At 40.1% G+C, this 23,573-nt stretch carries 27 protein-coding genes; 2 read left to right on the top strand and 25 right to left on the bottom strand.

The features are described 5' to 3' along the window. Position 1: 1 nt before the first annotated feature. The 5 genes from ccmE to ccmA are packed head-to-tail and all read right to left on the bottom strand — an operon-like array spanning position 2 to position 2,727. Positions 2–481: a cytochrome c maturation protein CcmE gene (ccmE, locus tag QL998_RS03215; RefSeq protein WP_002959283.1), complete on the bottom strand. Its 480-nt coding sequence runs from the start codon at positions 479–481 to the stop codon at positions 2–4. Beyond that, on the bottom strand, positions 478–681 hold the full coding sequence (gene ccmD, locus QL998_RS03220) for a heme exporter protein CcmD (protein WP_002959284.1): 204 nt from the start codon (positions 679–681) through the stop codon (positions 478–480). The genes ccmE and ccmD overlap by 4 nt, the downstream gene beginning before the upstream one ends. A 2-nt stretch (positions 682–683) precedes the next feature. After that, positions 684–1,421: a heme ABC transporter permease gene (locus QL998_RS03225; protein WP_002959285.1), complete on the bottom strand. Its 738-nt coding sequence runs from the start codon at positions 1,419–1,421 to the stop codon at positions 684–686. Next, positions 1,421–2,107 (bottom strand): heme exporter protein CcmB, encoded by a 687-nt coding sequence (ccmB, locus tag QL998_RS03230; protein WP_002959286.1) that lies wholly within the window; start codon positions 2,105–2,107, stop codon positions 1,421–1,423. Before ccmB ends, QL998_RS03225 begins: the two co-directional genes overlap by 1 nt. Then, positions 2,107–2,727, bottom strand: coding sequence for a cytochrome c biogenesis heme-transporting ATPase CcmA (gene ccmA, locus QL998_RS03235; protein WP_100218342.1), 621 nt, complete (start codon positions 2,725–2,727; stop codon positions 2,107–2,109). The genes ccmB and ccmA overlap by 1 nt, the downstream gene beginning before the upstream one ends. Positions 2,728–2,830: 103 nt before the next feature. Here ccmA and QL998_RS03240 point away from each other — a divergent pair, with 103 nt between their 5' ends. After that, positions 2,831–5,284, top strand: a complete 2,454-nt coding sequence (locus QL998_RS03240) for a flagellar hook-length control protein FliK (protein ID WP_290192149.1) — start codon at positions 2,831–2,833, stop codon at positions 5,282–5,284. A gap of 2 nt (positions 5,285–5,286) precedes the next feature. Further along, complete coding sequence (locus tag QL998_RS03245) at positions 5,287–5,595, top strand: EscU/YscU/HrcU family type III secretion system export apparatus switch protein (protein ID WP_138488715.1); 309 nt, start codon at positions 5,287–5,289, stop codon at positions 5,593–5,595. Positions 5,596–5,624: 29 nt separating this feature from the next. On the opposite strand, the gene QL998_RS03250 is transcribed toward QL998_RS03245, so the two are convergent. The 20 genes from QL998_RS03250 to fliN form a co-directional block, all read right to left on the bottom strand. After that, positions 5,625–6,026 carry a DUF2802 domain-containing protein gene (locus QL998_RS03250; protein WP_024595394.1) on the bottom strand — a complete coding sequence of 134 codons (402 nt, stop codon included), beginning with the start codon at positions 6,024–6,026 and terminating at the stop codon, positions 5,625–5,627. A 17-nt stretch (positions 6,027–6,043) separates the two neighbouring features. Further along, complete coding sequence (locus QL998_RS03255; protein ID WP_002959294.1) at positions 6,044–6,541, bottom strand: chemotaxis protein CheW; 498 nt, start codon at positions 6,539–6,541, stop codon at positions 6,044–6,046. Positions 6,542–6,565: 24 nt separating this feature from the next. Further along, entirely contained in the window at positions 6,566–7,360 is a 795-nt protein-coding gene (locus QL998_RS03260; protein WP_024606202.1) for a chemotaxis protein CheW, read from the bottom strand. Positions 7,361–7,363: 3 nt separating this feature from the next. Then, on the bottom strand, positions 7,364–8,134 hold the full coding sequence (locus QL998_RS03265) for a ParA family protein (RefSeq protein ID WP_002959298.1): 771 nt from the start codon (positions 8,132–8,134) through the stop codon (positions 7,364–7,366). Between the two features lie 12 nt (positions 8,135–8,146). After that, the gene (locus QL998_RS03270; RefSeq protein ID WP_165742702.1) at positions 8,147–9,106 is read right to left on the bottom strand and encodes a flagellar motor protein MotB; all 960 of its coding nucleotides are present in this window, start codon (positions 9,104–9,106) and stop codon (positions 8,147–8,149) included. A 1-nt stretch (position 9,107) separates the two neighbouring features. After that, positions 9,108–9,872, bottom strand: a complete 765-nt coding sequence (locus QL998_RS03275) for a flagellar motor protein (protein ID WP_024606204.1) — start codon at positions 9,870–9,872, stop codon at positions 9,108–9,110. Next, complete coding sequence (locus tag QL998_RS03280; protein WP_165742703.1) at positions 9,865–11,028, bottom strand: chemotaxis response regulator protein-glutamate methylesterase; 1,164 nt, start codon at positions 11,026–11,028, stop codon at positions 9,865–9,867. Before QL998_RS03280 ends, QL998_RS03275 begins: the two co-directional genes overlap by 8 nt. A gap of 58 nt (positions 11,029–11,086) precedes the next feature. Beyond that, on the bottom strand, positions 11,087–13,309 hold the full coding sequence (locus QL998_RS03285) for a chemotaxis protein CheA (protein ID WP_165742704.1): 2,223 nt from the start codon (positions 13,307–13,309) through the stop codon (positions 11,087–11,089). Between the two features lie 15 nt (positions 13,310–13,324). Continuing rightward, positions 13,325–14,098 carry a protein phosphatase CheZ gene (locus QL998_RS03290; RefSeq protein ID WP_165742705.1) on the bottom strand — a complete coding sequence of 258 codons (774 nt, stop codon included), beginning with the start codon at positions 14,096–14,098 and terminating at the stop codon, positions 13,325–13,327. A 17-nt stretch (positions 14,099–14,115) separates the two neighbouring features. Further along, entirely contained in the window at positions 14,116–14,499 is a 384-nt protein-coding gene (cheY, locus tag QL998_RS03295; RefSeq protein ID WP_004588308.1) for a chemotaxis response regulator CheY, read from the bottom strand. A 40-nt stretch (positions 14,500–14,539) separates the two neighbouring features. Further along, entirely contained in the window at positions 14,540–15,250 is a 711-nt protein-coding gene (locus QL998_RS03300; protein WP_002959310.1) for an RNA polymerase sigma factor FliA, read from the bottom strand. 26 nt (positions 15,251–15,276) lie between these two features. Continuing rightward, the gene (locus QL998_RS03305) at positions 15,277–16,137 is read right to left on the bottom strand and encodes a MinD/ParA family protein (RefSeq protein WP_002959312.1); all 861 of its coding nucleotides are present in this window, start codon (positions 16,135–16,137) and stop codon (positions 15,277–15,279) included. Continuing rightward, the gene (gene flhF / locus QL998_RS03310) at positions 16,130–17,611 is read right to left on the bottom strand and encodes a flagellar biosynthesis protein FlhF (RefSeq protein ID WP_165742706.1); all 1,482 of its coding nucleotides are present in this window, start codon (positions 17,609–17,611) and stop codon (positions 16,130–16,132) included. The genes QL998_RS03305 and flhF overlap by 8 nt, the downstream gene beginning before the upstream one ends. Before the next feature lie 21 nt (positions 17,612–17,632). Beyond that, the gene (gene flhA / locus QL998_RS03315) at positions 17,633–19,744 is read right to left on the bottom strand and encodes a flagellar biosynthesis protein FlhA (protein WP_165742707.1); all 2,112 of its coding nucleotides are present in this window, start codon (positions 19,742–19,744) and stop codon (positions 17,633–17,635) included. Positions 19,745–19,816: 72 nt separating this feature from the next. Continuing rightward, entirely contained in the window at positions 19,817–20,947 is a 1,131-nt protein-coding gene (gene flhB / locus QL998_RS03320) for a flagellar biosynthesis protein FlhB (RefSeq protein WP_024596365.1), read from the bottom strand. A 9-nt stretch (positions 20,948–20,956) separates the two neighbouring features. After that, positions 20,957–21,736 carry a flagellar biosynthetic protein FliR gene (gene fliR, locus QL998_RS03325; RefSeq protein WP_024606209.1) on the bottom strand — a complete coding sequence of 260 codons (780 nt, stop codon included), beginning with the start codon at positions 21,734–21,736 and terminating at the stop codon, positions 20,957–20,959. A 2-nt stretch (positions 21,737–21,738) separates the two neighbouring features. Then, the gene (fliQ, locus tag QL998_RS03330) at positions 21,739–22,008 is read right to left on the bottom strand and encodes a flagellar biosynthesis protein FliQ (RefSeq protein WP_002959325.1); all 270 of its coding nucleotides are present in this window, start codon (positions 22,006–22,008) and stop codon (positions 21,739–21,741) included. Positions 22,009–22,048: 40 nt separating this feature from the next. Continuing rightward, complete coding sequence (fliP, locus tag QL998_RS03335) at positions 22,049–22,789, bottom strand: flagellar type III secretion system pore protein FliP (protein ID WP_024606210.1); 741 nt, start codon at positions 22,787–22,789, stop codon at positions 22,049–22,051. 4 nt (positions 22,790–22,793) lie between these two features. Further along, complete coding sequence (fliO, locus tag QL998_RS03340) at positions 22,794–23,177, bottom strand: flagellar biosynthetic protein FliO (RefSeq protein ID WP_007377952.1); 384 nt, start codon at positions 23,175–23,177, stop codon at positions 22,794–22,796. Continuing rightward, positions 23,174–23,572, bottom strand: a complete 399-nt coding sequence (fliN, locus tag QL998_RS03345; protein WP_024599211.1) for a flagellar motor switch protein FliN — start codon at positions 23,570–23,572, stop codon at positions 23,174–23,176. The genes fliO and fliN overlap by 4 nt, the downstream gene beginning before the upstream one ends. Between the last annotated feature and the right edge of the window lies 1 nt (position 23,573).

The raw sequence follows: 23,573 nt of genomic DNA on the forward strand, positions 1-23,573 counted from the left end.
GCTAATTACCACTATCTAAGTTGTATTTTGGTTTTTCGTGCTTAATACCTTTAACTGCCTCTGCAACTTCTGCTGGCATATATTCTTCGTCATGCTTTGCTAGCACTTCAAATGCTTCAATAACATTAGGCTCGACTAATACGCCCTGCGCTACAATGCCTTGCCCCTCACGAAACAAGTCTGGCAATATGCCTTGATAACGCACTGTCACTAATGGACCTGTATCTATTAGCTTAAAGCTTACTTGTAAGCTTTGTTCATTACGCTCAACCGTGCCTGGCACAACCATGCCGCCAATACGTAACTTTTGACCTATATGTGGTTTTTCTTTGTTAGGGCCTTTGCCATCAATTAATTCGCTTGGCGTATAAAAAAGATTAATATTTTCTTGCAGTGCATAAAGCACTAAACCAATTGATCCACCAATACCAAACAGTACGGCAATAATTACCAATAGGCGCTTTTTACGTCTAGGATTCATGAGATTTGTTCCTGCTTAGCTTTTTTAATTCGCGCTTCACGTATTATTTGTTGCTCCACTGAAGCCATAATACGCTTGGTGTCTCTCAAAGAGTTCACTAAAATACCGAGTAAAATAAGTGCGCATGTACCAAAAGAAAGCCAGACATAAAATCCATAACCTCCCATTGCAATAAAATCAGAAAAAGAGTCAAACTGCATAATTACCCCTTATTTAACAACGAGCGCACCCACGGTCGGTGCTTTTCACGTTGCAAAATTTCATTTTTAAGACGAATTAAAGTCACTGTTCCAACAAAAGCAGCAAAGGCTAAAATATTAACCATAAGAGGCCAGAACATACTTGGATCTATTGCTTTTGTGTCTAGCTTTGTAATGCTTGCACCTTGATGTAACGTATTCCACCACTCAACAGAGTAATGAATAATAGGTAAATTAATTACGCCAACAATTGCTAAAATAGAAGCCGCACGCCCTGCTGACTTCTTATCTTCAAATGCATGGTAAAGCGAAAGCACACCAAGATATAAAAATAATAAAATAAGCTCAGACGTTAAACGTGCATCCCATACCCACCAAGCCCCCCACATAGGCTTACCCCATGCAGCGCCAGTAATTAGCGCTATAGCAGTAATACATGCACCAACAGGCGCAATAGCAATAACAGCAAGCTCGGCATTTCGTAGTTGCCATACAAGTGCAACAATGGCGGCAATTGCCATTGAGGAGTAGGCGCCCATGGATAAAATGGCAGAAGGCACATGAATAAAGATGATACGGTAGCTGTCTTTTTGTTGGTAATCGGCAGGTGCAAAACCAAGCCCCCATACCCATCCAACAATCATACTAACTACGGTAACTACGGCAAAATAAGGCAGTAACGTATTGCATAACTGGTATGCACGCTCTGCTTTAGCATAGGGATGTAACCACTTCCACATTAACTTACACTCACTTTTAAAGCTGACGATATGGCAATTGGTGCGCTAATAATAGCAATAAGTAACATTGCACCAAGGATGGCAAGCTGCCCACTATAATCCAGTGACATTGTACTGGTATCGATAGCCGACGTTGCAAAAATCAAAACAGGAATATACAAAGGCAGTACGAGTAAACTCATCAAAATACCTCCTTTTTGTAGCCCCACAGTAAGCCCAGCGCCTATTGCGCCAATAAAGCTCAATAATGGTGTGCCTAATAATAATGTTAAAACGGTTGCTGTTAATGCCGTACTTTCTAGGTTTAACAACAACGCAAACAACGGGGTCATTAATACAAGTGGTAAACCTGTTACCACCCAATGAGCAGCCACTTTAGCGAGTACGGTTAGCGATAATGGATAAGAGGATGCAATTAACTGCTCCAACGAGCCATCGTTAAAATCATCCCTAAACAACTTATCTAGGCCCAACATGGTAGAGAGTAATGCGGCAACCCAAATAATACCTGGCGCCATTCTCGCAAGTAGACCGGGCTCAGGCCCTATTGCTAACGGAAATAATGAAATTACAATTAAGAAGAATAAAATAGGATTTACAATTTCGGCGCGCTGGCGAAACGCAAGTTTTACATCTTTGGTAAATACCGCACTAAATAGCAACCAATAAGAGTGTTGACGAGTCATTAGTGGCGATACTCCAGTGTAACCGTTTGTAAGTTACTAAAGTGGGTCGTTAAGTCTTGGTGGGTCGTTAATAAAATGGCACCACCGCTTTGTAAGTGTTCAGTAAATCGCTGCTGTAAAAAGGCGACACCGCTTTTATCAAGCGCGGTAAATGGCTCATCAAGTACCCATAATTTAGCATCACTTAACCAAAGCCTAACTAGCGCTACACGTCGTTGTTGTCCAGCAGATAGCATTCTAACGGGTACATCTTCGAGTCCAACAAGGCCAAGTTGCGCTAAAATAGGATATAAATCAGGCTCATTTATGTAGCCATTGATTTGTAACCAGTGGCGAACATTTTCAACTGCACTAAGCTGAGTACTTACACCTGTTTTATGCCCTATAAAAAGCAGCTCTCTGGCATACTCTTCATAGTACTTAGATATAGGTTGTTCTTGGAACAGAACAGACCCTTCATCAGGCACAGAAAAGCCAGCAATAATACGCAATAGCGATGTTTTACCAGCCCCATTAGGACCCGCTAATTGCATGATTTGACCGCTATTAAGGCTAAAATTAAGATCCGCAAACAAACAACGATCTTGCTTGATGCAGGTGACGGACTTAATGTGTAACAAGATGACGATTCTCTCTGCCAAAAATTAGGCGTTAGTCTACCATAATGATAGGGTAATACGAATATTGCTTTATAATCGATTAACAAAAACTTGATTTAAAATAATGAATACACCAACGCAAATAACATTATCTAACTCATTGGTTATCAATCAATCTGCTCACAGCCAGACCAATGAGTTACCACAGTTACCTAGTGAGGTACTTGCGGCTAAAAACATCCAATTTTCGAAAGACTCGATTACGCTTGATGTATTTATTGATAAACATTGGCAAACATTAAGGCTTGGCACTTCAAGCGCACCACAAAACCTGCAAAAAATAGTCAGTGCTAACATACAAATCAGCCCTGATGGTAAGCAGCTCAACATCTCGCCAAACAGTACAACCCTTACTTTAAATCAGCCAGTACAATTACAGCGCTTGTTAAATTATGTAAGCACGGGCACTGAGGTACAAAGCCAACCAATGGATGTACAGGTTGCTGTATCCCCGTCTCCCAAGTTAGTTATTGATAAACTCAACGCAAATATTGCCATAAATAAAGACGTAGCCCAGTTACTTACAACTGAACAGCCTTTAAAAGTAGTTGTTAGTACGACTAATAAAGGCGCACAGATTAATGTTATTAACCGCTTTGCTGATACAGTTCACTCGCAACCACTTAGCCAAACTAAACTTACTAATTTACTCGCGGCCTTATTACCCAGTGCGCAGCTTCAAGTAACACCAAAACTGGCTATTTTAACTCATCCTCAAAAGTCAGGTTCATTTACAACACCTATTACTAATCAACAACTTGCCGAGCTACCTAATACACCGATTAAAGTAAATTTAGTAAACCAGGCAGATAAATTATTTATTAAAACTGATACAAACAATATAAAAGTAACGCTTAACAACTCATTCTCAAAACCATTTAACGAGTTACTTTTAGCGCAAAAAAGCAATGCACCTGAAGTAGCCGTTTCTGCGAGTAATATTAAAGTAAATCCATTATTGACCCTAAATAGTCCAATAAAATCGTGGTTACAAAATAGTTTTAGTGATTTAAAAACGCGAATTAATGATGCGGTTAAATATTTTGAAAATAAGCCTTTTGCTACAATAAGTAAATCTGAGTTAACGCAGCTATCAACTTCGCCTACGCAACAAAAAACGTCTTTAGCTATACAACTGAGTGAATCACCGCTAAATAGAGTTAACATTACTCAAAGTGTAAGTACTGCGTTAAATAACAATACGAGTAATATTTTGTCAGAGCATTTTTCAAGGCTCCCGCCTATTGTACAATTAACGCAACTAGTAAAAGGAAGTGTTAGTGTTTGGCAAACACCTGCTAACACAGCAACAACCTACACGCCAATAACAAATAATACTACCCCAGGTGAAGTGGCGAGCGCTAAGCCAAGTGATTTAAAAGCAAGCCAATTAAAACCCCTTATTACTAGTGAAAACAGTAAATCGAACACCTTGCTTAACCCTACCAATGAAGTAGTCACTAAAGGACTTACCACCTCCTCAGCACAGCTTGCAATAAACGATAACAATCAAAACAACACAAGCACAGTGAACACTAAAAGCATTACCTTGTTAACTGAGCCGTTATCTAATGCGCCCTCTCGTAGTCAAATGCTACAACCAATAGAAGCAAAACTATTAAGTACATTATTAAAGCTTCCTGATGCCACAACCCCTACAGATAGGCTGGCTTACAATAAACAACTTTTAAGCAGTCAAATTACTGATATTACAAATAAGGCAATAAAAGACACCCCTGATTTAACTCGCTTAATTAATCAAGCATTTAACCGTATGGTTTCAAGTAATAACATAAACCCTGCAACCATACAGCGTGAGATACTTGCTACTTTACAGCCCACTCAACTAGCGGGTGATATGCTGCAAAGTAGTTTCACTAAAGGGCTTGAGCAGGTGGCTGTGAGTATTTTAGCTGCGCCTCTGATTAGCCAATCCGTAACGCCTATCAGTTTTAATAATCAAACTGGCTTAGATGCTCTCTTACAAGTACTTATACCTACTTTTAAAATGGGTAACACGGGAGCAAAAATGCTTGAACAGCTTCAACAAGCTCAAGTACAAGCTTTGGCCAGCGAAATCGTACACGTTAAAAACACACTTACCCAAGTAAGTGTCTCAACACCAAATCAACAGTCAGACACAAACCCGCTTGCACAATTTTTATTACCGATGAGATTACCTCCAGAAGCAGCCCAAACAGAAATAACACTTGGACAGTATAAAAAGCCAAGCGCCGGTAAATTAGAAGATAAAAATGTATGGTTTGTCAGATTAAACTTTGATTATGCCCAACTTGGGCAGCTACAAATTACTGCAGAGTTAATGGATAAAGCAATCGATTGCCAGCTATTAGCCTCGAGCCAAGAAGTAAGTGCAATTGCTCACCCTCACTTAGATAATTTAAGATCAAAACTAGCTAAACATGGCTTACAAGTTGGCGAGCTCAATTTAAGGCGAGGCGATGCCAACAATCAGGCATTCTATAAATCTCACGCAATTATTAATATTAAGGTTTAGCTATGAGTGAAACACCGATTAATAAATCGGCCATTGGGCTTTTGTACGAAGCTGGTAACACACCCACTGTAAGTGTTAAGGGGTTTGGTGAATTAGCTGATGAAATAATAGCTGCGGCTAAACTAAAAGGAATTATGATCCACGAAGATGCAGCACTTGCTAAAACGTTGTCGCATTTAGAGTTAGGAGAAGAAATTCCTAAAGAGCTTTATTATGTTATTGCAGAGCTTATTGCGTTTTCGTATGTATTAAGAGGTCAATTTCCGCCAGGTTGGCAGGATTTTCAAGGTAAGTTAAATATTAAGGCTTGAGCCAATTTATCCGCACATAAAAAAAGGCGCTAAGCACCTTTTTGTTTATGTAATGAAAATAGTAATTCGGCTTCTGCTCGTGGTAGTTCGCACTCGCGTATTACTTCATCAAGGTCTGCACCTAACTCAACCATTTTTACAGCACGAGAGTAAATTTTAGCATCAGGGTCATCGTATTTTTGCGCCGCTTGCTGTTGCATTAAATCTTGGTTTTGTTGTTCAACTTCAAGCACTCGCTTACCAATACTTAAGAGCCCGGTTCTAATCTCCGAAATTTCACTGCGCAAAATATGAGTCTGCTCAGAGCTATCTTTAAGCTGCTGCGATACAGCATTAATTTCATTCGCGTGTTTATTTTTTAATGCAATAATTAACGCCAGCGATATAAGTCCTACCGCTAACGCTGATATAGCTATACTAAGTAACACCATAATTTATTTGGTAAAGCTTATATATCGCTTAACTCATCCCATTCGTCATCACTGAGTAACTTATTTAAATCAACCAAAATCAGTAATTCATTATCGCGGTTACAAACACCTTGAATAAACTTAGCGCTTTCTTCAGTACCAACATTTGGCGCACTGTCGATTTCAGAGCTGCGCAAGTAAACCACTTCCGATACGCTGTCGGCTAAAATACCAATAACTTGCTCTTCTGCTTCAATAATTAAGATGCGAGAGTTGTCAGTTGCATCAGCAGCTAGCAAACCAAAACGTGCGCGAGTATCAATAACGGTAACAACGTTGCCGCGTAAGTTAATAATACCAATCACATATGAAGGCGCACCTGGTACAGGAGCTATCTCTGTATAACGAAGTATTTCTTGTACTTGCATTACATTTACGCCGTAGGTTTCTTCCTCTAGCTTAAACGTAACCCACTGTAAAATTTCATCGTTATTATCTGCGTTTTTATTTGCTGACAGTAATTTATCTTGATTCATGCTATTACCCCGTAATGGTCATTACTACTGACGGCTATCTAAGCCTTTCTCTAATAATATATTTAAATTATCTACGTCTATCAAAGCACACATTTTTTCTTTTATAACGCCAGCAAGCCATGGGCGCTTGCTTTTATTTGTACGCCATTTTACATCTTCTTTACTCAATGTAATGTTATTTATCAACTTCTCAGCTAATAAACCCCACTGGCTATCACCTAATGTAATCAAATATTGATAATCTAAAGATGCCTCTAATTTATCATCATATTTTTCTGGCATAACCCAACGCGCAGTATCAACAACATTAAGCTTTTCTTCTCTGTTGAGCATAACGCCTTTAAACCATTTTGGCTTACCAAACAAATGATTTACTTCACCTAATTGATGTATTCCACCTAGTGCTTTTAATGGCACAGCCAAGGTCAAGCCAGCAACTTCAAAAAATAGTGCCTGAAATTCACCATCAAAATAGTCTGATTGGCTAGTAGTTACAATCTCCAGCTCTGGCTTTTCTATAGTAGTAATTGCAGGTGCTATTACTTCCTCGTCAACCACTTCATTAACTTTTTCGGTTTCAAACGCTGGCTCAGCTATTGGCTCAATTTCAACATTGAGCAAGTCATTATCAAATGTGCTCTCTGCTGCTTTTAATTGTTCTTTAGGTTTTGAATGAATATGCTTGTGTTGTGAATCATCAGGGATTTGCTCAAGTAATTTTGCAACTGGCTCAAGGTTATCTACAGGCTCATCTTCACATAACAAAGCCCCGAGGTATTGTTTCATTACTTTTTCATTAGCAAACAATTGCTTACTCATTCATTAACCTTGTTCAATTAAATATTCTAGCAGTGCTTTATATGCGTATACACCGCGTGAGCGAGGACAATACTCTACAGGTACTTTTTGTGCAAAGCTTGCATCTCTAAATTTGGTATCCACCGGTATCACACCTGGCCAGACTTTATCACCATATGTACTTTGCAATGTTTTGTATGCCTCTAACGATGCTTTGGTACGTTTGTCGTACATGGTAGGAATTATAGTATATTGATAATCTTTTGCTTGAGAGGATTGCATCAAATCCATAGTACGCATCATTCTATCAAGCCCTTTGAGTGCTAAAAACTCCGTTTGCACCGGTACTAAAATTCGCTCACTTGCTGCAAGCGCATTGACCATTAACACCCCTAAAACTGGAGGGCAATCTAAAATGGCATAATCGTAATGTTCGCTAATTTTTGCAAGCGCTTTTTTTAGTATTAACCCCATCCCTGTTTTATTACCCATACTTCGATCAAGCGTAGCTATTGCCATAGTTGCAGGTAAAATATCCAGGTTTTGGAGTGTTGATGGACACAAAGCTTGGAGTATCTCTTCACTTTGCATACTTGTTCCACGCGCAAAAATATCGTACACACTGACTTCTAAATCCTCGGAGTCAATGCCAAAGTAATAAGTGAGTGACGCATGAGGGTCTGTATCTATAAGCAATACACGCTTGCCTTGTAATGCCAAAATACCGGCAAGACTCACTGCGGTAGTTGTTTTACCAACCCCCCCTTTTTGATTAGCGACAGTCCAAATTTTCACATTACATCCTAATTACTGTTCATTGCGCGTTGTTATGCGAATACCACCATGAGGCAAACGAATTATTTTTATTGTATCGTCATCTGAAGGAAGCTCAATTTCAGGTTCAACCACTGCAGGCTCATCAGTTTGCTCGTCACTTTTAACCTCTTGTTTTGGCGGTAATCCATACTTAGAAAGTGCGATAACAACTTTACGATTTTCTGCGCGCCCTTGTTCTGTATCGTTACTTACAAAAGGTGAATATTGGCCATAACCTTCTATCGCCATTCTAGCTGAATTAATGCCTAATGCTTCCAGCTCTACTAAAATTGACGTGGCTCTAGCTACCGACAGTTCCCAATTTGAGCGAAATATTTCATTACGAATACTTTCATCATCAGTATAACCTCGTACTCTTACATAGTTATCTACTGGTGCAATAATATCTTTAACAATCTTGACGACCTGTTTTGCTCGAGAGTGTGCAACTGAACTACCACTTGAAAATAACATACCTGAGCTTAGCTCTATAATCAGCCAATCTTGGTTCAGCTCTAAACTGGCTTCTCCATCACGGATTTCATCAATAAGCGCTGACTGTAATTTAATTAATAAACTATCAAGAGGTTTGCCTAAATACTTTTGCTGGATGTTGCTTGTATCACTTTGGCCGTCGAGTAGCTCAGGACCTTGCTCTTCTTTTAATATACTTTCGCCATAAAGAACTTCTTGTTCAGGTGTCACTCTATCTGTCAATATTCCATTACCGTTGACACCTTCACCTTGCTGGGAGTATTGGCGAGCTGACTTATCAAAAACCTGTTCAAGGGAATCTGACAATATTTGGAATTGTTCTTCTTTATTAATCGCTATCGCATACAGAACCACAAAAAAAGCAAACATAATAGTCATATAATCGGCATACGATACAAGCCAACGTTCGGTATGTTGACTTTTAGCAGCAGAGTGACGAAGTCGTCGGCGTAACATGTTATTCGTCCACTAAATTAGGGCGCTCTACACGATAGGCTTCAAGCTTTAATTCTATATTTACTGGGCTTTCACCTATGCTTATTGCAATAACGCCTTCAGCAAGCATTTCATGGTAAAGCATTTTTTGCTCTACACGCTGTTTTAACTTATTTGCCATAGGTAAAAACAATAAATTAGCTAAACCAACACCATAAATGGTCGCAATAAATGCCGTTGCAACGCCGGCGCCAAGCATTTGTGGATCGGTAATAAACGACATTGCCTGTATTAAGCCAAGCACCGCACCTAAAATACCAATGGTAGGGCTGTAACCCCCCATTGCTTCATAAACACGCGCGGCTTCAAGCAAACGATCACGCTCTAGCAGTAAATCAATTTCAAGCGTGTCACGTAGTTTTTGCTCTGAGCAGCCATCGACAAGTAAGCTTAAACCTTTTGCTGCATACGCATCTGGGTGAGCTAAGGCTTCATTCTCAAGCGCTAAGTAACCTTCTTGACGTGCTTTATGAGACCATCGTTTAACTTGCTCTATTGCGTCTTCAATATCGTATTGTGGTGCAACAAAAACCCACGAGCTCATATTTAGCATCTTTTTGAATGTGCTAGCAGAGGTTTGCAACATAACAGCGCCAAGCGTGCCACCTAGTACAATAATAAGCGCAGGGCCATTAAATAAAGCTGAAACAACACCGCCTTCTAAAGAATAACCTAGACCTATTGCACTAAGTGCTACCAATAGTCCAAATATTGAGAGTTTATCCACAACCTACCTCTCTCATTATACGCGCTGCAACATCGCTCAATGCTAAGCTTTCACTTGAAAGCCCCGCATTAGCAATGGCTTGGGGCATTCCATAAACGACACAGCTTTTCTCATCCTGTGCCCAAATAGTTGCCCCCGTTTGTTTTAACATTCTTGCACCATCACGACCATCAGCGCCCATACCTGTTAAAACAATAGCAAGTACATCGCCTTGATACGTTTTAGCTGCACTAGCAAACGTTACATCTACGCTTGGTTTATAACTTATTCTCTCGCTATGATCTTCAAATACGCGCAGCGTTCTATTTGCTCCACGCCCCTCTACCATCATCTGCTGTCCGCCAGGCGCTAAATAAGCAGTTCCTGGTTGTAAACGATCGCCTTGTTGTGCTTCTTTCACTTTTATTTGGCACAAACCGTTTAAGCGCGCTGCAAACGCGGGTGTAAATGCAGCTGGCATGTGCTGTATAAGTAAAATAGGGTGAGGAAAATTAGCAGGCAATTGAGTCAATATAGTTTGCAAAGCAACAGGACCACCTGTAGAAGTACCAATAGCTAAAAGTTGATATTGTTTTCCACTTGCTCGCATTGAGGTAACATTTGAACTTGTCGATGCAGCAGGCGCAGCTCTTTGAAAGCTTCTACCAGGCTGCTTGGTTTGAGTTGTTGATGTGCTTGCTCTTTGCGAAAGTGAACTTGTTGGTTTAGTTGAAATGGCTGGTTTAACTGGTGTTGCCGCTCTAAATGTTCGCGGTAAACGTCTTCGCCCTATATCTTTTACTTTACTTTGCAAAAGCTTAATTGCATCTTCATTATTGCGCGCAATATCTTCAAATTTTTTCGGTAAAAAATCCATTGCGCCAGCATCTAACGCATCAAACGTTGCTGTTGCACCATCACGTGTAAGTGATGAAAACATTAAGATAGGAGTTGGGTTACTCGCCATTATCTCTTTAACTGCGCTAATACCATCAAGCACAGGCATTTCGACATCCATGGTGATCATGTCAGGACGCAATTGAGCTGCTTTCTCAACAGCCTCTCTGCCATTAACAGCAAAGCCTATAACTTGTATATCGCTATCTTGCTCAAGGATTTCGCTTACTCTACGGCGAAAAAAGCTTGAATCATCAACAACTAAAACTTTAACGGCCATTTAGCTCTCTTATTAAATTTATGCGTAGGTATATATTAAATATATACCTACTTTATTATTAGCCTGCGTAATGTTTTAACATGTTTGGAACGTCTAAAATCAGTGCAATGCCACCATCCGAAGTTATTGTAGCCCCTGCCATACCTGGCGTTCCTTGAAGTAACGCATCGAGCGGCTTAATCACTACTTCTTCTTGGCCAATCAATGAGTCAACAACAAAGCCTATTTGTTGCGTACCAATTTGTACAATAACGACGTGACCTTTAGATTTTCGCTGAGAACGATCTGAGCCTTTTACTAACCAATGCTCAAGGTAAAATAACGGTATCGCCTTTTTACGCACAATAATTGTTAATTGCCCATCAACTACATTCGTCTTCGTTAAATCCAAATTGAATATCTCACTAACACCAGCCAGTGGTAACGCAAATGTTTGTGCGCCAACAATGACCATTAATGTCGGTAATATAGCCAAGGTAAGTGGTACTTTTATTTCTAAAATAGTACCGACACCAAGTTCAGACTGAATGCTTACTGAGCCATTAAGTTGCGTGATCTTAGTTTTAACTACGTCCATTCCTACACCACGGCCTGAAATATCAGATATTTCTTCTTTTGTAGAAAAGCCAGGTGCAAAAATCAGGTTATATGCTTCGGTGTCAGAAAGTCGACTCGCTTGGTCATGATCGAGTACGCCTTTACTAATTGCAATTTTTTTCAGTTTTTCAGCATCCATACCTGCACCATCATCTTTGATGGTTAGCAAAATATGGTCGCCCTCTTGAGACGCTGATAAAGTAACATTACCTGTTCTAGACTTACCTGCAGCTTCACGGACAGCGGGCATTTCAATACCATGGTCAACTGAGTTTCTAACTAAATGCACAAGTGGATCTGCAAGTGCTTCAACTAAGTTTTTATCTAGATCGGTTTCTTCACCAATAAGCTTTAAATCAATATCTTTATTTAAGCTACGTGCTAAGTCGCGTACAACGCGAGGGAAGCGACCAAATACTTTCTTAATTGGTTGCATTCGCGTTTGCATAACCGCACCTTGAATATCCGCAGTCACTACATCTAAGTTAGAGATTGCTTTACCCATCGCTTCACTGTCTGAGTTAGTCGCTAAACTAACCAAACGATTTCGTACAAGAACTAACTCACCAACCATATTCATAATTTGATCGAGTCGTTTTGTATCTACGCGAACGGTGGTTTCTGCAGCTGGTGGCGCTGATTTTTTTGGAGCTGCTGCTGGTGGTGCTTTAGCTGCTGGCTTCTCTGGCGCTTTTTCAACTGGTTTTGGAGTAGGAGCTTTAGCTGGCGCAGCTTTTTTTACTGGTTCACTCACTTGTTTAGCTGGCGGTGAAACAGGTTCAGGTTGTTTTGCAGCTGGCGCACTTTCTATCGATTTAGGAGCAGTACCTTTACCATGAAGTTCATCAAGAAGCGCTTCAAATTCGTCATCACTAATTTCATCATCTGATGAATTAACTGTATTTGCCGCTGGTGTAGCTGGTTCTACAGGTGTTTTATTGGCATCATTTTGTTCAGGTTTGCTAGTAACTTCACCAAAACTGCCAACACCATGTAACTCATCTAATAAGCTGTCAAATTCATCATCAGTAATATCACCATTAAAATCACTACTACTACTTGCTACTGGTTTTTCAACTGCAGGACCTTGTCCTTTACCGTGTAGCTCATCAAGTAAGCTTTCAAATTCGTCTTCAGTGATTTCATCTATTTCAGCATCGCTAACCGAAGGCGCTCCGCTAAATAGTTCATCAAATGCAAACGGATCTTCATCATCAGCTACCGGTGTATCCACCACTTCATTATGAGGTTGTTCAACCTCTGTTTGTGAAGAGGCTTCATTGGCTTCGGCTTCTGTTGGAGGTAGACCTAAGATATGAAGAGTATGAAGTAATTCAGGATCTGCAGGTTCAGGCTTGTCTCTGTTTTGGATAGTCGCAAACATCTCATTAATGGTGTCTAGTGCTTGTAAAATAACATCCATTAACTCTGAGTTGACTGTTCGCACGCCTTGACGTAGTAAATCAAATACGTTTTCAGCACCGTGACAAGCATCAACAAGCTCTGTCATAGCTAAAAAGCCTGCACCACCTTTTACAGTGTGAAAACCTCTAAATATAGCGTTTAGTAACTCGGTATCTTCTGGATTATTTTCCAGCTCAACTAACTGTTCAGATAAAAGCTCTAGGATTTCTCCAGCCTCTACAAGAAAGTCTTGTAAAATATCTTCATCGACTTCAAACATGCAGTTACTCTCCTCTTAGAAGCCCAAACTTGATAAAAGATCATCAACTTCATCTTGATCAGATACAACATCATTACGCGATTCTTTATCAATAATAGGGCCTTCAGGACCTGCTAAAGTTTGTGTGGCAACTGGTTCTTTTATTTTTTGTTGTTCTACTTTATTCGCGGTGCTGTTACTGTCGTCTTGTTCAGCAAACGCAGTTAAAAGATGCAGTAAACTTTCTTCTACTTCCCTAACAAGTTCAATAACACGGCGAATAACTTGACCTGTTAAGTCTTGATAGTCTTGAGCCATTAATACATTTGTCATTAAGTTTTGAAGCTCATCAGTCTTATGATGAGAGTTGTTCATAAACTTATCGATGCTATGGCAAAGTTGCTTAAACTCACCAAGCTCAATCTCGCGGCTCATTAAACGATCCCATGTCGGTTTGATATGAGATATTTCGTCCGCTAACTGTTGGGCTATAGGAAGACTCGCTTCCACTGCATCCATTGTTTTATTAGCCGCATTTTCTGTCATTTCTATAACATAATTAAGCCGCTTTTTAGCATCTGGAATCGCATCTGTCGTTATATCAGTTAAGCGAGTATCAAGCTCAAAACTTTTAAGAGCTTCGTGCAGTTGACGAGTCAACTTTCCAACTTCAGCAAATAATTCAGATTGCTCTTTAGAAGCAGCCTCTAAAATCAACTGATTTGCTTTGTCTTGCTCATCATTTTCTAAAAAAACAACGAGCTGACGAGCTTGTTCTAACGTTATTTGAGGCGCAGCTGGTGCTGGCATAAGCCTCTCCCCCATCATTAGCCTAAGCGTTCAAATACTTTTTCTAATTTAGTTTTTAATGTTCCAGCCGTAAATGGCTTAACAATATAACCATTCACGCCAGCTTGCGCCGCAGCTATTATTTGTTCTTTTTTAGCTTCTGCCGTTACCATTAATACAGGGATATGTTTTAACTTCTCGTCTGCACGTATTGCTCTTAAAAGATCAATACCCTGCATTCCAGGCATATTCCAATCCGTAACTACAAAATCAAACACTTGATTTTGCAACATAGGCAAAGCTGTAGACCCATCATCAGCTTCTTGAACGTTAGTGAAACCTAAGTCACGTAACAGGTTTTTTATAATGCGTCTCATCGTTGAAAAATCATCAACTACAAGAATTTTCATGTTTTTATCCAAAACATCCCCCAGTGAGGTATTAACCTTTGTTTACTTACTACTAATTTATCCAGTCATTGATTTTAGCTTTAAGCTTAATCATCGCCTGACCATGTATCTGACTTACACGCGATTCACTTACATCGAGTATATGTCCTATTTCTTTTAAATTCATTTCATCGTTGTAGTACAAAGAAAGCACCATTGCATCACGCTCTGGTAATGACTTAATTGCACTTAGCAAAGACTCATTAAACCTATCATTTTTAACATTATTAAAAGGTTTATCTTGTGCTAAATCTTGGCCTACAGGAGTAATAACATCCTCATCTACACCAAGGTCTTCAATGCCTAATATTTTACTCGTATTCGCATCATTTAAAATATGATGGTACTCATTGAGCGAAATTTCAAGTTTTTCAGCAACTTCTATGTCCGTTGGTTCGCGGTTCAGACTACTTTCGAGCTCAGTAATTGCTTCTGCAACTTGCCTGTTTTTACGGTGAACTGAACGAGGAGCCCAATCACCACGGCGCATTTCATCAAGCATAGCACCGCGAATACGAATACCTGCAAAAGTTTCAAAGCTTGCGCCTTTTGTTGCATCAAAGTTTTTCGAAGCTTCTATTAAGCCTATCATTCCTGATTGAATTAAATCATCAAGTTGAACGCTAGGTGGTAATCGAGCAATTAGATGACATGCCACTTTTTTAACAAGTGATGCATGCTTCTCAACAATCACATTTAAATTTTGTGTTGATTGATATCCCATAGCTCTATTCACCAGTGTTGTCATAATTAACCGTTTACTAGTTTCTCAATGAAAAACTCTAAATGCCCAGATGGTTGGTTGGGTATTGGCCATTTAACTGCTTTTGTTGCCAGCGTTTTAAACGCAAGAGCGGCTGGCGAATTTGGAAAGAGCTCTACTATTACTTTTTGACGACGCGTTGCTTTGCGCATATTTTCGTCATAAGGAACCGTTGCTACTAGCTCCATTGACACATCTAAAAAGCGATCGGTAACTTTAGATAGTTTTGCAAACAATTCAGTACCTTCACGCATACTGCGGACCATATTTGCAACAATTTTGAACTTATAAACACCATGCTCGCGGCTTAATACTTTAATAAGTGCGTAAGCATCGGTTATTGATGTTGGTTCATCGCACACTACAACCATTACATCTTGTGCTGCTCGTGAGAAGCTTAGCACCATGTCTGAAATACCAGCGGCTGTATCTACAATTAAAATATCGAATTCGGTATTCAATTCGCTAAACGCACGAATTAGTCCAGCATGCTCCGATGGTGATAACTCAACCATACTTTGCGAACCCGATGTAGCGGGTACAATTTTAATACCAGCAGGACCTTCAACTAAAATTTCGTCAAGCTCACATTCACCAGACAAAACGTGTGACAAATTACGCTCTACACGTAAACCAAGCATCACATCACAATTTGCCAAACCTAAGTCAGCATCCAGTACTAGTACTCTATTACCTTGCTGCCCTAGTGCTATAGCAGTATTTAGAGAAACATTTGTTTTCCCCACCCCACCTTTACCACCGGTTACAGCGATAACTTTAACGCCGTTGTTATTGTTTTGACTCATTTTGCGCAGGCCGCTTGCTTGATCTAATACTGTGTTAATCATACATCCCTACTGTACTTGGCGCCACTGCTTGATGCCTTGAATGTTGTGCTTTTGTTCTTTTTAAATATAATTGCTCAGCCTTTTTCACTAGTTTTTCAGCATTTGCAACACGAATATCTTCTGGTACTCGTTGTCCATTAGTAAGATACCCTATTGGAAGGCGATTTTGAATCGCAATACTAATAATCTCACCCAAACTTAATGATTCATCCAACTTGGTAAAAATACAACCACTTAACTGTACTTTTTTAAAGTGGCGTACAGTTTCTTGTAGTACATTAATTTGCGCTGTGGCACTGAGTACTAGGTAGTTTCGAATATCCACACGCTGGTTGCGCATTAACGTATTTAACTGCTCAGTTAAGCGTAAATCTCGCTGGCTCATACCTGCCGTATCAATTAACACTAGACGTTTATTTCGTAAATGATATAAAACTTCAGCTAACTCATTAGCATCTTTAACTTGTTTTACACCACAACCAATAATACGACCGTAAGTTGCAAGCTGCTCATAAGCACCAATTCTGTACGTATCAGTGGTTATTAAGGCAACTTTATCGGCGCCATACTTTTGTGCACCTAGAGCTGCAAGCTTAGCAACTGTCGTGGTTTTGCCCACACCTGTTGGACCCACTAACGCATATACACCACCTTGGCGAAGTATTTCGTTATTGGTTGTTTGCATTTGATCTTCAACCATTGTTAGCAATGCTTTCCAGCCTTGTTGACGAGACACATCATCAGGTACAAAACATGCCATTTGCTGTGCTACTTCTTTATCGATACCCATACCGACTAAACGGTCAACCATACAAGCGCGTGTTGGATCGCGACGCGCCATATCTTGCTGCATCAAGCCTGATACTTGGTGCTCAAGTAATTGACGAATTGCGTTCATTTCTTCACGCATTGTTGTCATTTCTTCGCTTTCATTATTAGGTGCTTGTTGGCGAGTGGTTACTGGGCTATCTAAATCATCAAAGTCGCGGTCTAAATCATCAAAACCTAAGCTATCCGCTTGAGTTTGTGGACGAACTGGCGCAGAAGCTTCAGGAGCAAACATATTTTTAGTACGCTGCCCCATATTAGGTTCTTGATAGTTATCAGTAGTATCAATACCCGATTGTGAAAACATAGAAGCAAGTTCAGGGGAGCGAGGACGCGGTGATTGTCGCTCTAGTAATGCTTGTAAGCTGTCAGCAACCTTTGCTTGTGGCTCAGGCTTAGCACGCTGTGGCTCTGGTCTTACAAAGTTATGCATGCTTTGCTGTGGCGCTTGAGCACGAGGCTCAGCATTACGTTGTGGTTGCGCTGCTACTTTAGGGGCTGCTTTGTCATAATCAACTGCCGCTACAATTTCTACACCGTTAGCCAGCTTCTTATTTGACATAATAACCGCATCAACACCTAACTCATCTTTAACTTCTTTAAGTGCTGTGCGCATATCTTTAGCAAAAAAACGTTTAATTTTCATGATTCAACCCCTGTTAAAATCTTATTGTTGGCCTACCGAGCTTACAATTTTGATCTGTCTTTCGTCTGGTACCTCTTGATAAGACATCACTCTCAATCCTGGAATGGTGTACTTAACAAAACGAGATAACACAGTGCGTAACATTCCTGACGTTAGCAATATAGAAGGTTCGCCGGCCATTTCTTGATTTTGATGCGCTTGTGTCAATGACACTTGAAGTCGCTCTGCAAGTCCTGGCTCAATACCGGCACCTTCATCGCCTGCATTTTGTAATGACTGATGCAACATCTGTTCCAACTCAGGCGCCAAGGTTATGACAGGGATTTCTGATGACATTCCCACCGCATCTTGAACAATTAATCTACGCAGTGAAATACGCACTGCAGCCGTTAATACATCAGGGTCTTGACTACGTGGGCCATACTCAACAAGGGTTTGAACAATTGAGCGCATATCGCGAATAGCCACGCCTTCATTTAATAAATTTTGTAGTACTTTTACAATAACAGTTAATGGCAATACATCAGGTACTAGTCCTTCCACTAAGCGAGGATGGCTTTTAGCAAGCATATCAAGTAGGTTTTGAACTTCTTCATGCCCTAGTAATAACGCTGCACTGTTAGTTAATAACTGGCTAATATGAGTGGCAACTACCGTGGCTGAATCTACAACGGTATAACCTAGTGATTGTGCTTCATCTTTTTGATCTGGTTTTATCCATACTGCATCAAGGCCAAACGCAGGATCTTTTGTTTCAACCCCTTTAATTGGACCAAATACTTGTCCTGGGTTAATCGCTAGTTCGTCGCCATGCTTAAGCTCGCTTTCACCGGTTGAAACCCCCATTAGTGTTATTCTGTAAGCGTTAGGGTCAAGCTCTAAGTTGTCGCGTATATGTACCGGCGGCACTAAAAAACCAAGCTCTTGAGAAAGCTTTTTACGCACCCCCTTAATACGATTAAGTAGCTCACCACCTTGTGATTGGTCCACTAACGGAATTAATCTATAACCGACTTCTAAGCCAATTACATCAACCTGCTGAACGTCATCCCAGCCTAGTTCTTTTTGTTCTTGTTTATTAGCAACACCCGTTGCAACGCTTCCGCCATTAGCGGCCTCTTCAGCTTCTGTCGCAGCAGCTTTTAATTTACTTTGCTGTGTGTAGTAAGCTAAGTAACCGAGTAACGCACCTAAACTTAAAAAAGCAATATGCGGCATACCAGGCACTAAGCCCATGATGATCAAAATACCAGATGCAATAAAGAGTGACTTTTCGTTGCCTAGTTGTTTCTTAAATTGGTCCCCCATATTGAGCGACTCATTTTGGCGTGTTACAACAATCGCGGTACCAATTGAAAGCAGTAAAGAAGGGAGTTGAGCAACTAAGCCATCGCCAATGGTAAGTAATGTATATACTTCCATTGCATTGCCAAAACTCAAATTGTGCTGGATCATACCGACAAATAAACCACCAACAATATTGATGATTAGTATAACAATACCTGCAATCGCATCACCTTTTACAAATTTACTCGCACCATCCATTGAGCCGTAAAAATCAGCTTCGCGAGTTACTTCCTCGCGGCGGTCACGCGCTTGTTCTGCGCTGATAAAGCCTGCGTTCAAATCAGCGTCAATGGCCATTTGTTTACCCGGCATTGCATCAAGGGTGAAACGCGCAGATACCTCAGAAATACGACCAGCACCTTTAGTAATTACTACAAAGTTAATAATGATCAGGATTAAAAATACAACCAAACCAACAGCGTAGTTACCACCAATAACAACTGAGCCAAACGCTTCAATTACTTTACCGGCAGAGTCACCACCATTATGGCCTTCAAGTAATACAACTCGAGTACTGGCAACGTTAAGTGCTAAGCGCATAATTGTAGCGATTAGTAATACAGAGGGAAAAATACCAAATTCAACTGGCTTCATCGTGTAAACAGTTACAAGTAAAACCACTAATGCTAGAGCAATATTAAACGAGAAAAGGATATCGAGTAAAAATGGCGGTAGTGGTAAAATCACCATTCCCAAGGCAGCAAGCACAAGCAAAGGTGTACCTACCCCTTTGGCATAGTCTTTTTTATCTCTGTTAAGTTGTTGTAATACCGCTTTAAAACTCATAATTCTACAATTTCAAAAAATTGACACTACGTAGAATTTGCAATAACTATTCCAAGTTACTCAGTTAACGGTTTAATACTTGTAGGCATCGGGGATTGGCAGCTTTTTATTGAGCTTAGTTGGACGTTTACCGCGCCCTTTATTAAAGCGCTTAAGCTGAAATACATACGCTAAAACTTGCGCTACTGCGGTAAATAGCTGATCGGGTATTTGCTCCCCTACTTCAGCCGTATGATAAAGCGCTCGGGTCAACATGGGGGATTCTAATATAGGTACTTCATTCCCTATTGCTACTTTTCGAATTTGCATCGCCATTTCATCAATGCCTTTAGCAAGCACTATAGGAGCACCTGCGCGCTCCGTGTCGTATTTTAATGCTACAGAGTAGTGAGTTGGGTTGGTAACAATAACATCAGCGTCAGGAACATCTTGCATCATGCGGTTTTGCGACATTTGCCTTTGTGTTTGCCTAATGCGCGCTTTTATTTGTGGGTCACCTTCAGAGTTTTTATACTCATCTTTAATTTCTTGCATTGTCATTTTAAGTTGTTTGTTATGGTTGTAACTTTGAAATGGTGCATCAATGGCGGCAATAACAATTAAAGTGCACGAAAGGCCTAAAAACATCCACCCTAAAATCTCTAAGGCATGAATAATATTACCCGGCGCACTTTCTAAACTTAAATGCAGTATTTCATCAAAATAAGTATTAATTAAAAACACTGCAAAACTTGCTACTAAACCAAATTTTAAAAGTGACTTTACAAGCTCAATAGCCGCTTGTGGGCCAAACATCCGCTTAAAGCCTTTCATTGGCGACATTTTACTTGCTTTAGGTGCAGCAGCTTCCCAGCTAAAGTTAAAACCACCGAGTAACGTATTACCAATAAATGCAGCCAAAACGATAATTAACACAAACATAGCCATAGGAAACATCAACGCGTCTGCAACCTCTCCCCACACGGCAAACATTTTAGTGGTATCAAAGGCTTCGTTGCGGTTTAAGCTAAGGGTTCGGCCCATTACATTGTATAAACCTTTACCAATTTCAGGACCATACATCAAAAGCGATATAGCCGAAAAAATAAGTACAAACATGGTACCTAACTCTTTTGAGCGTGCTATTTGGCCTTTCTTTTTAGATTCTTCAAGCTTTTTGGATGTCGGTTCTTCTGTTTTTTCTTGTCCTGAGTCTTCAGACATGACTTTCTCCTAAGGTGAGCAACCAACTAAAGTACACATTAGCTCAACCATTTTTAACCATTGAAACTCAAACTGAGTAACAAAGTTACCTAGTGTCGCCCAAATAATAATAAGTCCCGCTACTAAGGTAAACGGAAAACCAATAGAGAAAATATTTAATTGCGGCGCTGCACGCGTCATAATCCCAAACGACATATTAATAACGAGCATTGCGGTAAGCGGTGCAAGTGAGAGTACCAGTGCTGTAGTAAACATCCAGCCGCCCCAAGTCACTATGTCCCAGTAATGATCTACAGACCACCATGTGCCATCAATGGGTAGCACTTGAAAGCTATGCACCACCATTTGAATCATCATTAAATGACCGTTAAAAGCAAAAAATAGCAAGGTGGCCAAAATAAGGAAAAACTGGCCAACCGCTGGGACGCTTGCGCCATTAGAGGGGTCAATAACCGAAGCAAAACCTAAACCGGTTTGCATCGCAAGTATTTGCCCTGCTAACACAAAAGTATTTAATAAGAGTATAGATGCAAAACCAATAGCAACACCAATCAGCATTTGTTGAATAACGACTAAAATCATCTCAAACGAAAATAAATTAGTGAATGTAGCGGGCGGCAGAACAGGAACGACAAGAAAAGTTACAACAACTGATAACCCCATTTTTATGCGCGTAGGGACATTTTTAGCACCTAAACCAGCCATAATCATAATCATTGAGCTAATGCGTACCAGGGGCAGCAAAAAATCGCTCAACCATTGAATAACAACTGAAAAGGGGTATTCCACGTTTAACCTGCAATTTCAGGAATAAGTAATACTAGGCGAGTAAAAAAATCCATCAGTTCTTGAGTAAGCCAGTGCCCACCTACAATTAGCGCACTAATGGTAATTAATAAACGAGGTAAAAAGCTCAACGTTTGTTCATTGATTGATGTTGCCGCCTGAAATACAGCAACCACTAAACCAATAATTAGGCCTGGGACTACAATTGCAGACACCAATTTAATAACTAAAAACAGCGCGTCACTTAGAATATCAACAAAAATTTCCGGTTCCATGTTGTACTCCTATCGTTGGGTCATGTTAATGCTTTGCATACTAAGTCCCTAAACCAAAGCTTTTAGCTAGAGTCCCCATCACTAAGCTCCAACCATCAACAAGTACAAACAGCATAATTTTAAACGGTAAGGACACTATCATGGGGGAAAGCATCATCATACCCATCGCCATTAATACCGAAGCGACCACTAAATCAACAATTAAAAATGGGATAAAAAACATAAACCCAATTATAAATGCCGTTTGCAGTTCGCTGGTTACAAAGGCCGGTATTAACACTATTAATGGCGTATCTTGTGGCGAATTTAGCTGATCGTAACCGGCAATTTTAGCAAACGTTTCTAAGTCTTTGAGACGCACTTGAGAAAGCATAAATGCTTTCATTGGCTCTTTAGCAAGCTCTAAAGCCTCTACTGATGTAACCTGCTCATTTAAGTAAGGCTCTATAGCTCGCTCGTTTACCTGCTGATAAATAGGCGCCATTATAAAAATACTTAAAAAAAGTGACATGCCTAATAACACTTGGTTTGACGGTGTTTGCTGTAAACCAATTGCTTGGCGCAAAATAGCGAGTACAACAATAATTCGTGTAAATGAGGTCATCATAATTATGGCAGCCGGTATAAAACTCAGCGCCGTCATAATTGCTAAAACTTGTAACGTTACTGAGTAATCTTGTGTGCCATCAGCGTTTGTTGTAATAGTAAGCGCATCAATTCCCTCTGCGCTTACACTTGGTACAAACACCATGGCAAAAATAATAAGCAGCCACTTTGTCATAGGTTTAATTCTTTTTATTTTGGTTTGATTGTGGGTTTAAAAGTTTACCAAATCGTTTAGCGAGTTCAGGCAGTTCTTTTTCACTTAATGGGGTTTCTAACTTGTGTAAATAATTAATACTATGAGGAGTTACACCAAGCAAATGCTGAGCATTATCTATCTCAACAACCATTAAACGCTCACGAGAACCCAAAGGCAGGCTTCTGACTACTTTAAATTCATCGCTGTTTGCTAAATTTGGATTAAGCTTTTTAACAAAAAATGCCAGCACAATAATTAGTACTAGCACCATTACAAGCGACAGCACCATAGAGAGTATATCTCCAGTTGGTGTTGCCACATCTGCTTTTGAAAAAACGGAACTAGTTAAAGCAACTAATAAGCTCATCGTAGTTTTTTGATCCGCTCTACTTGGCTGATCACGTCAGTTAAGCGAATACCAAACTTGTCGTTTACTACAACTACTTCGCCATGAGCTATCAAAGTACCATTAACTAGTACGTCTAGCGGCTCGCCCGCAACACGGTCAAGCTCAACAACAGAGCCTTGGTTGAGTTGCAGTAAGTTACGAATATTAATTTTAGAGCGCCCTACTTCCATTGAAATAGTAACGGGGATATCTAAAATAGTGTCGAGTTTTCGTTTTTCATCGCCACTCATTTCGTGTTTTGAATCACTTAACTCATCAAGCTCTGCAACATGTGCTTCGCTACTATCATCTGGACCTTCGGCTTCTGCTAATGCTGCTGCCCATTCGTCCATTGTATCTTGATCATCGCTCATA

The sequence above is a fragment of the Pseudoalteromonas sp. APC 3691 genome (assembly GCF_030408135.1).
Taxonomy (GTDB): domain Bacteria; phylum Pseudomonadota; class Gammaproteobacteria; order Enterobacterales; family Alteromonadaceae; genus Pseudoalteromonas.

Bases quoted from the DNA above. Each gene is read 5' to 3' on its own strand.
- QL998_RS03255 (WP_002959294.1), bottom strand. From the start codon at position 6,541: ATGAATCAAGATAAATTACTGTCAGCAAATAAAAACGCAGATAATAAC.
- QL998_RS03285 (WP_165742704.1), bottom strand. From the start codon at position 13,309: ATGTTTGAAGTCGATGAAGATATTTTACAAGACTTTCTTGTAGAGGCT.
- ccmD (WP_002959284.1), bottom strand. From the start codon at position 681: ATGCAGTTTGACTCTTTTTCTGATTTTATTGCAATGGGAGGTTATGGA.
- QL998_RS03260 (WP_024606202.1), bottom strand. From the start codon at position 7,360: ATGAGTAAGCAATTGTTTGCTAATGAAAAAGTAATGAAACAATACCTC.
- fliP (WP_024606210.1), bottom strand. From the start codon at position 22,789: ATGACAAAGTGGCTGCTTATTATTTTTGCCATGGTGTTTGTACCAAGT.
- QL998_RS03280 (WP_165742703.1), bottom strand. From the start codon at position 11,028: ATGGCCGTTAAAGTTTTAGTTGTTGATGATTCAAGCTTTTTTCGCCGT.
- flhA (WP_165742707.1), bottom strand. From the start codon at position 19,744: ATGAGTTTTAAAGCGGTATTACAACAACTTAACAGAGATAAAAAAGAC.
- QL998_RS03300 (WP_002959310.1), bottom strand. From the start codon at position 15,250: ATGGGATATCAATCAACACAAAATTTAAATGTGATTGTTGAGAAGCAT.
- flhB (WP_024596365.1), bottom strand. From the start codon at position 20,947: ATGTCTGAAGACTCAGGACAAGAAAAAACAGAAGAACCGACATCCAAA.
- QL998_RS03250 (WP_024595394.1), bottom strand. From the start codon at position 6,026: ATGGTGTTACTTAGTATAGCTATATCAGCGTTAGCGGTAGGACTTATA.
- QL998_RS03245 (WP_138488715.1), top strand. From the start codon at position 5,287: ATGAGTGAAACACCGATTAATAAATCGGCCATTGGGCTTTTGTACGAA.
- QL998_RS03240 (WP_290192149.1), top strand. From the start codon at position 2,831: ATGAATACACCAACGCAAATAACATTATCTAACTCATTGGTTATCAAT.
- fliO (WP_007377952.1), bottom strand. From the start codon at position 23,177: ATGAGCTTATTAGTTGCTTTAACTAGTTCCGTTTTTTCAAAAGCAGAT.
- ccmB (WP_002959286.1), bottom strand. From the start codon at position 2,107: ATGACTCGTCAACACTCTTATTGGTTGCTATTTAGTGCGGTATTTACC.
- QL998_RS03225 (WP_002959285.1), bottom strand. From the start codon at position 1,421: ATGTGGAAGTGGTTACATCCCTATGCTAAAGCAGAGCGTGCATACCAG.
- QL998_RS03290 (WP_165742705.1), bottom strand. From the start codon at position 14,098: ATGCCAGCACCAGCTGCGCCTCAAATAACGTTAGAACAAGCTCGTCAG.
- ccmE (WP_002959283.1), bottom strand. From the start codon at position 481: ATGAATCCTAGACGTAAAAAGCGCCTATTGGTAATTATTGCCGTACTG.
- fliN (WP_024599211.1), bottom strand. From the start codon at position 23,572: ATGAGCGATGATCAAGATACAATGGACGAATGGGCAGCAGCATTAGCA.
- QL998_RS03305 (WP_002959312.1), bottom strand. From the start codon at position 16,137: ATGATTAACACAGTATTAGATCAAGCAAGCGGCCTGCGCAAAATGAGT.
- QL998_RS03270 (WP_165742702.1), bottom strand. From the start codon at position 9,106: ATGTTACGCCGACGACTTCGTCACTCTGCTGCTAAAAGTCAACATACC.
- flhF (WP_165742706.1), bottom strand. From the start codon at position 17,611: ATGAAAATTAAACGTTTTTTTGCTAAAGATATGCGCACAGCACTTAAA.
- fliQ (WP_002959325.1), bottom strand. From the start codon at position 22,008: ATGGAACCGGAAATTTTTGTTGATATTCTAAGTGACGCGCTGTTTTTA.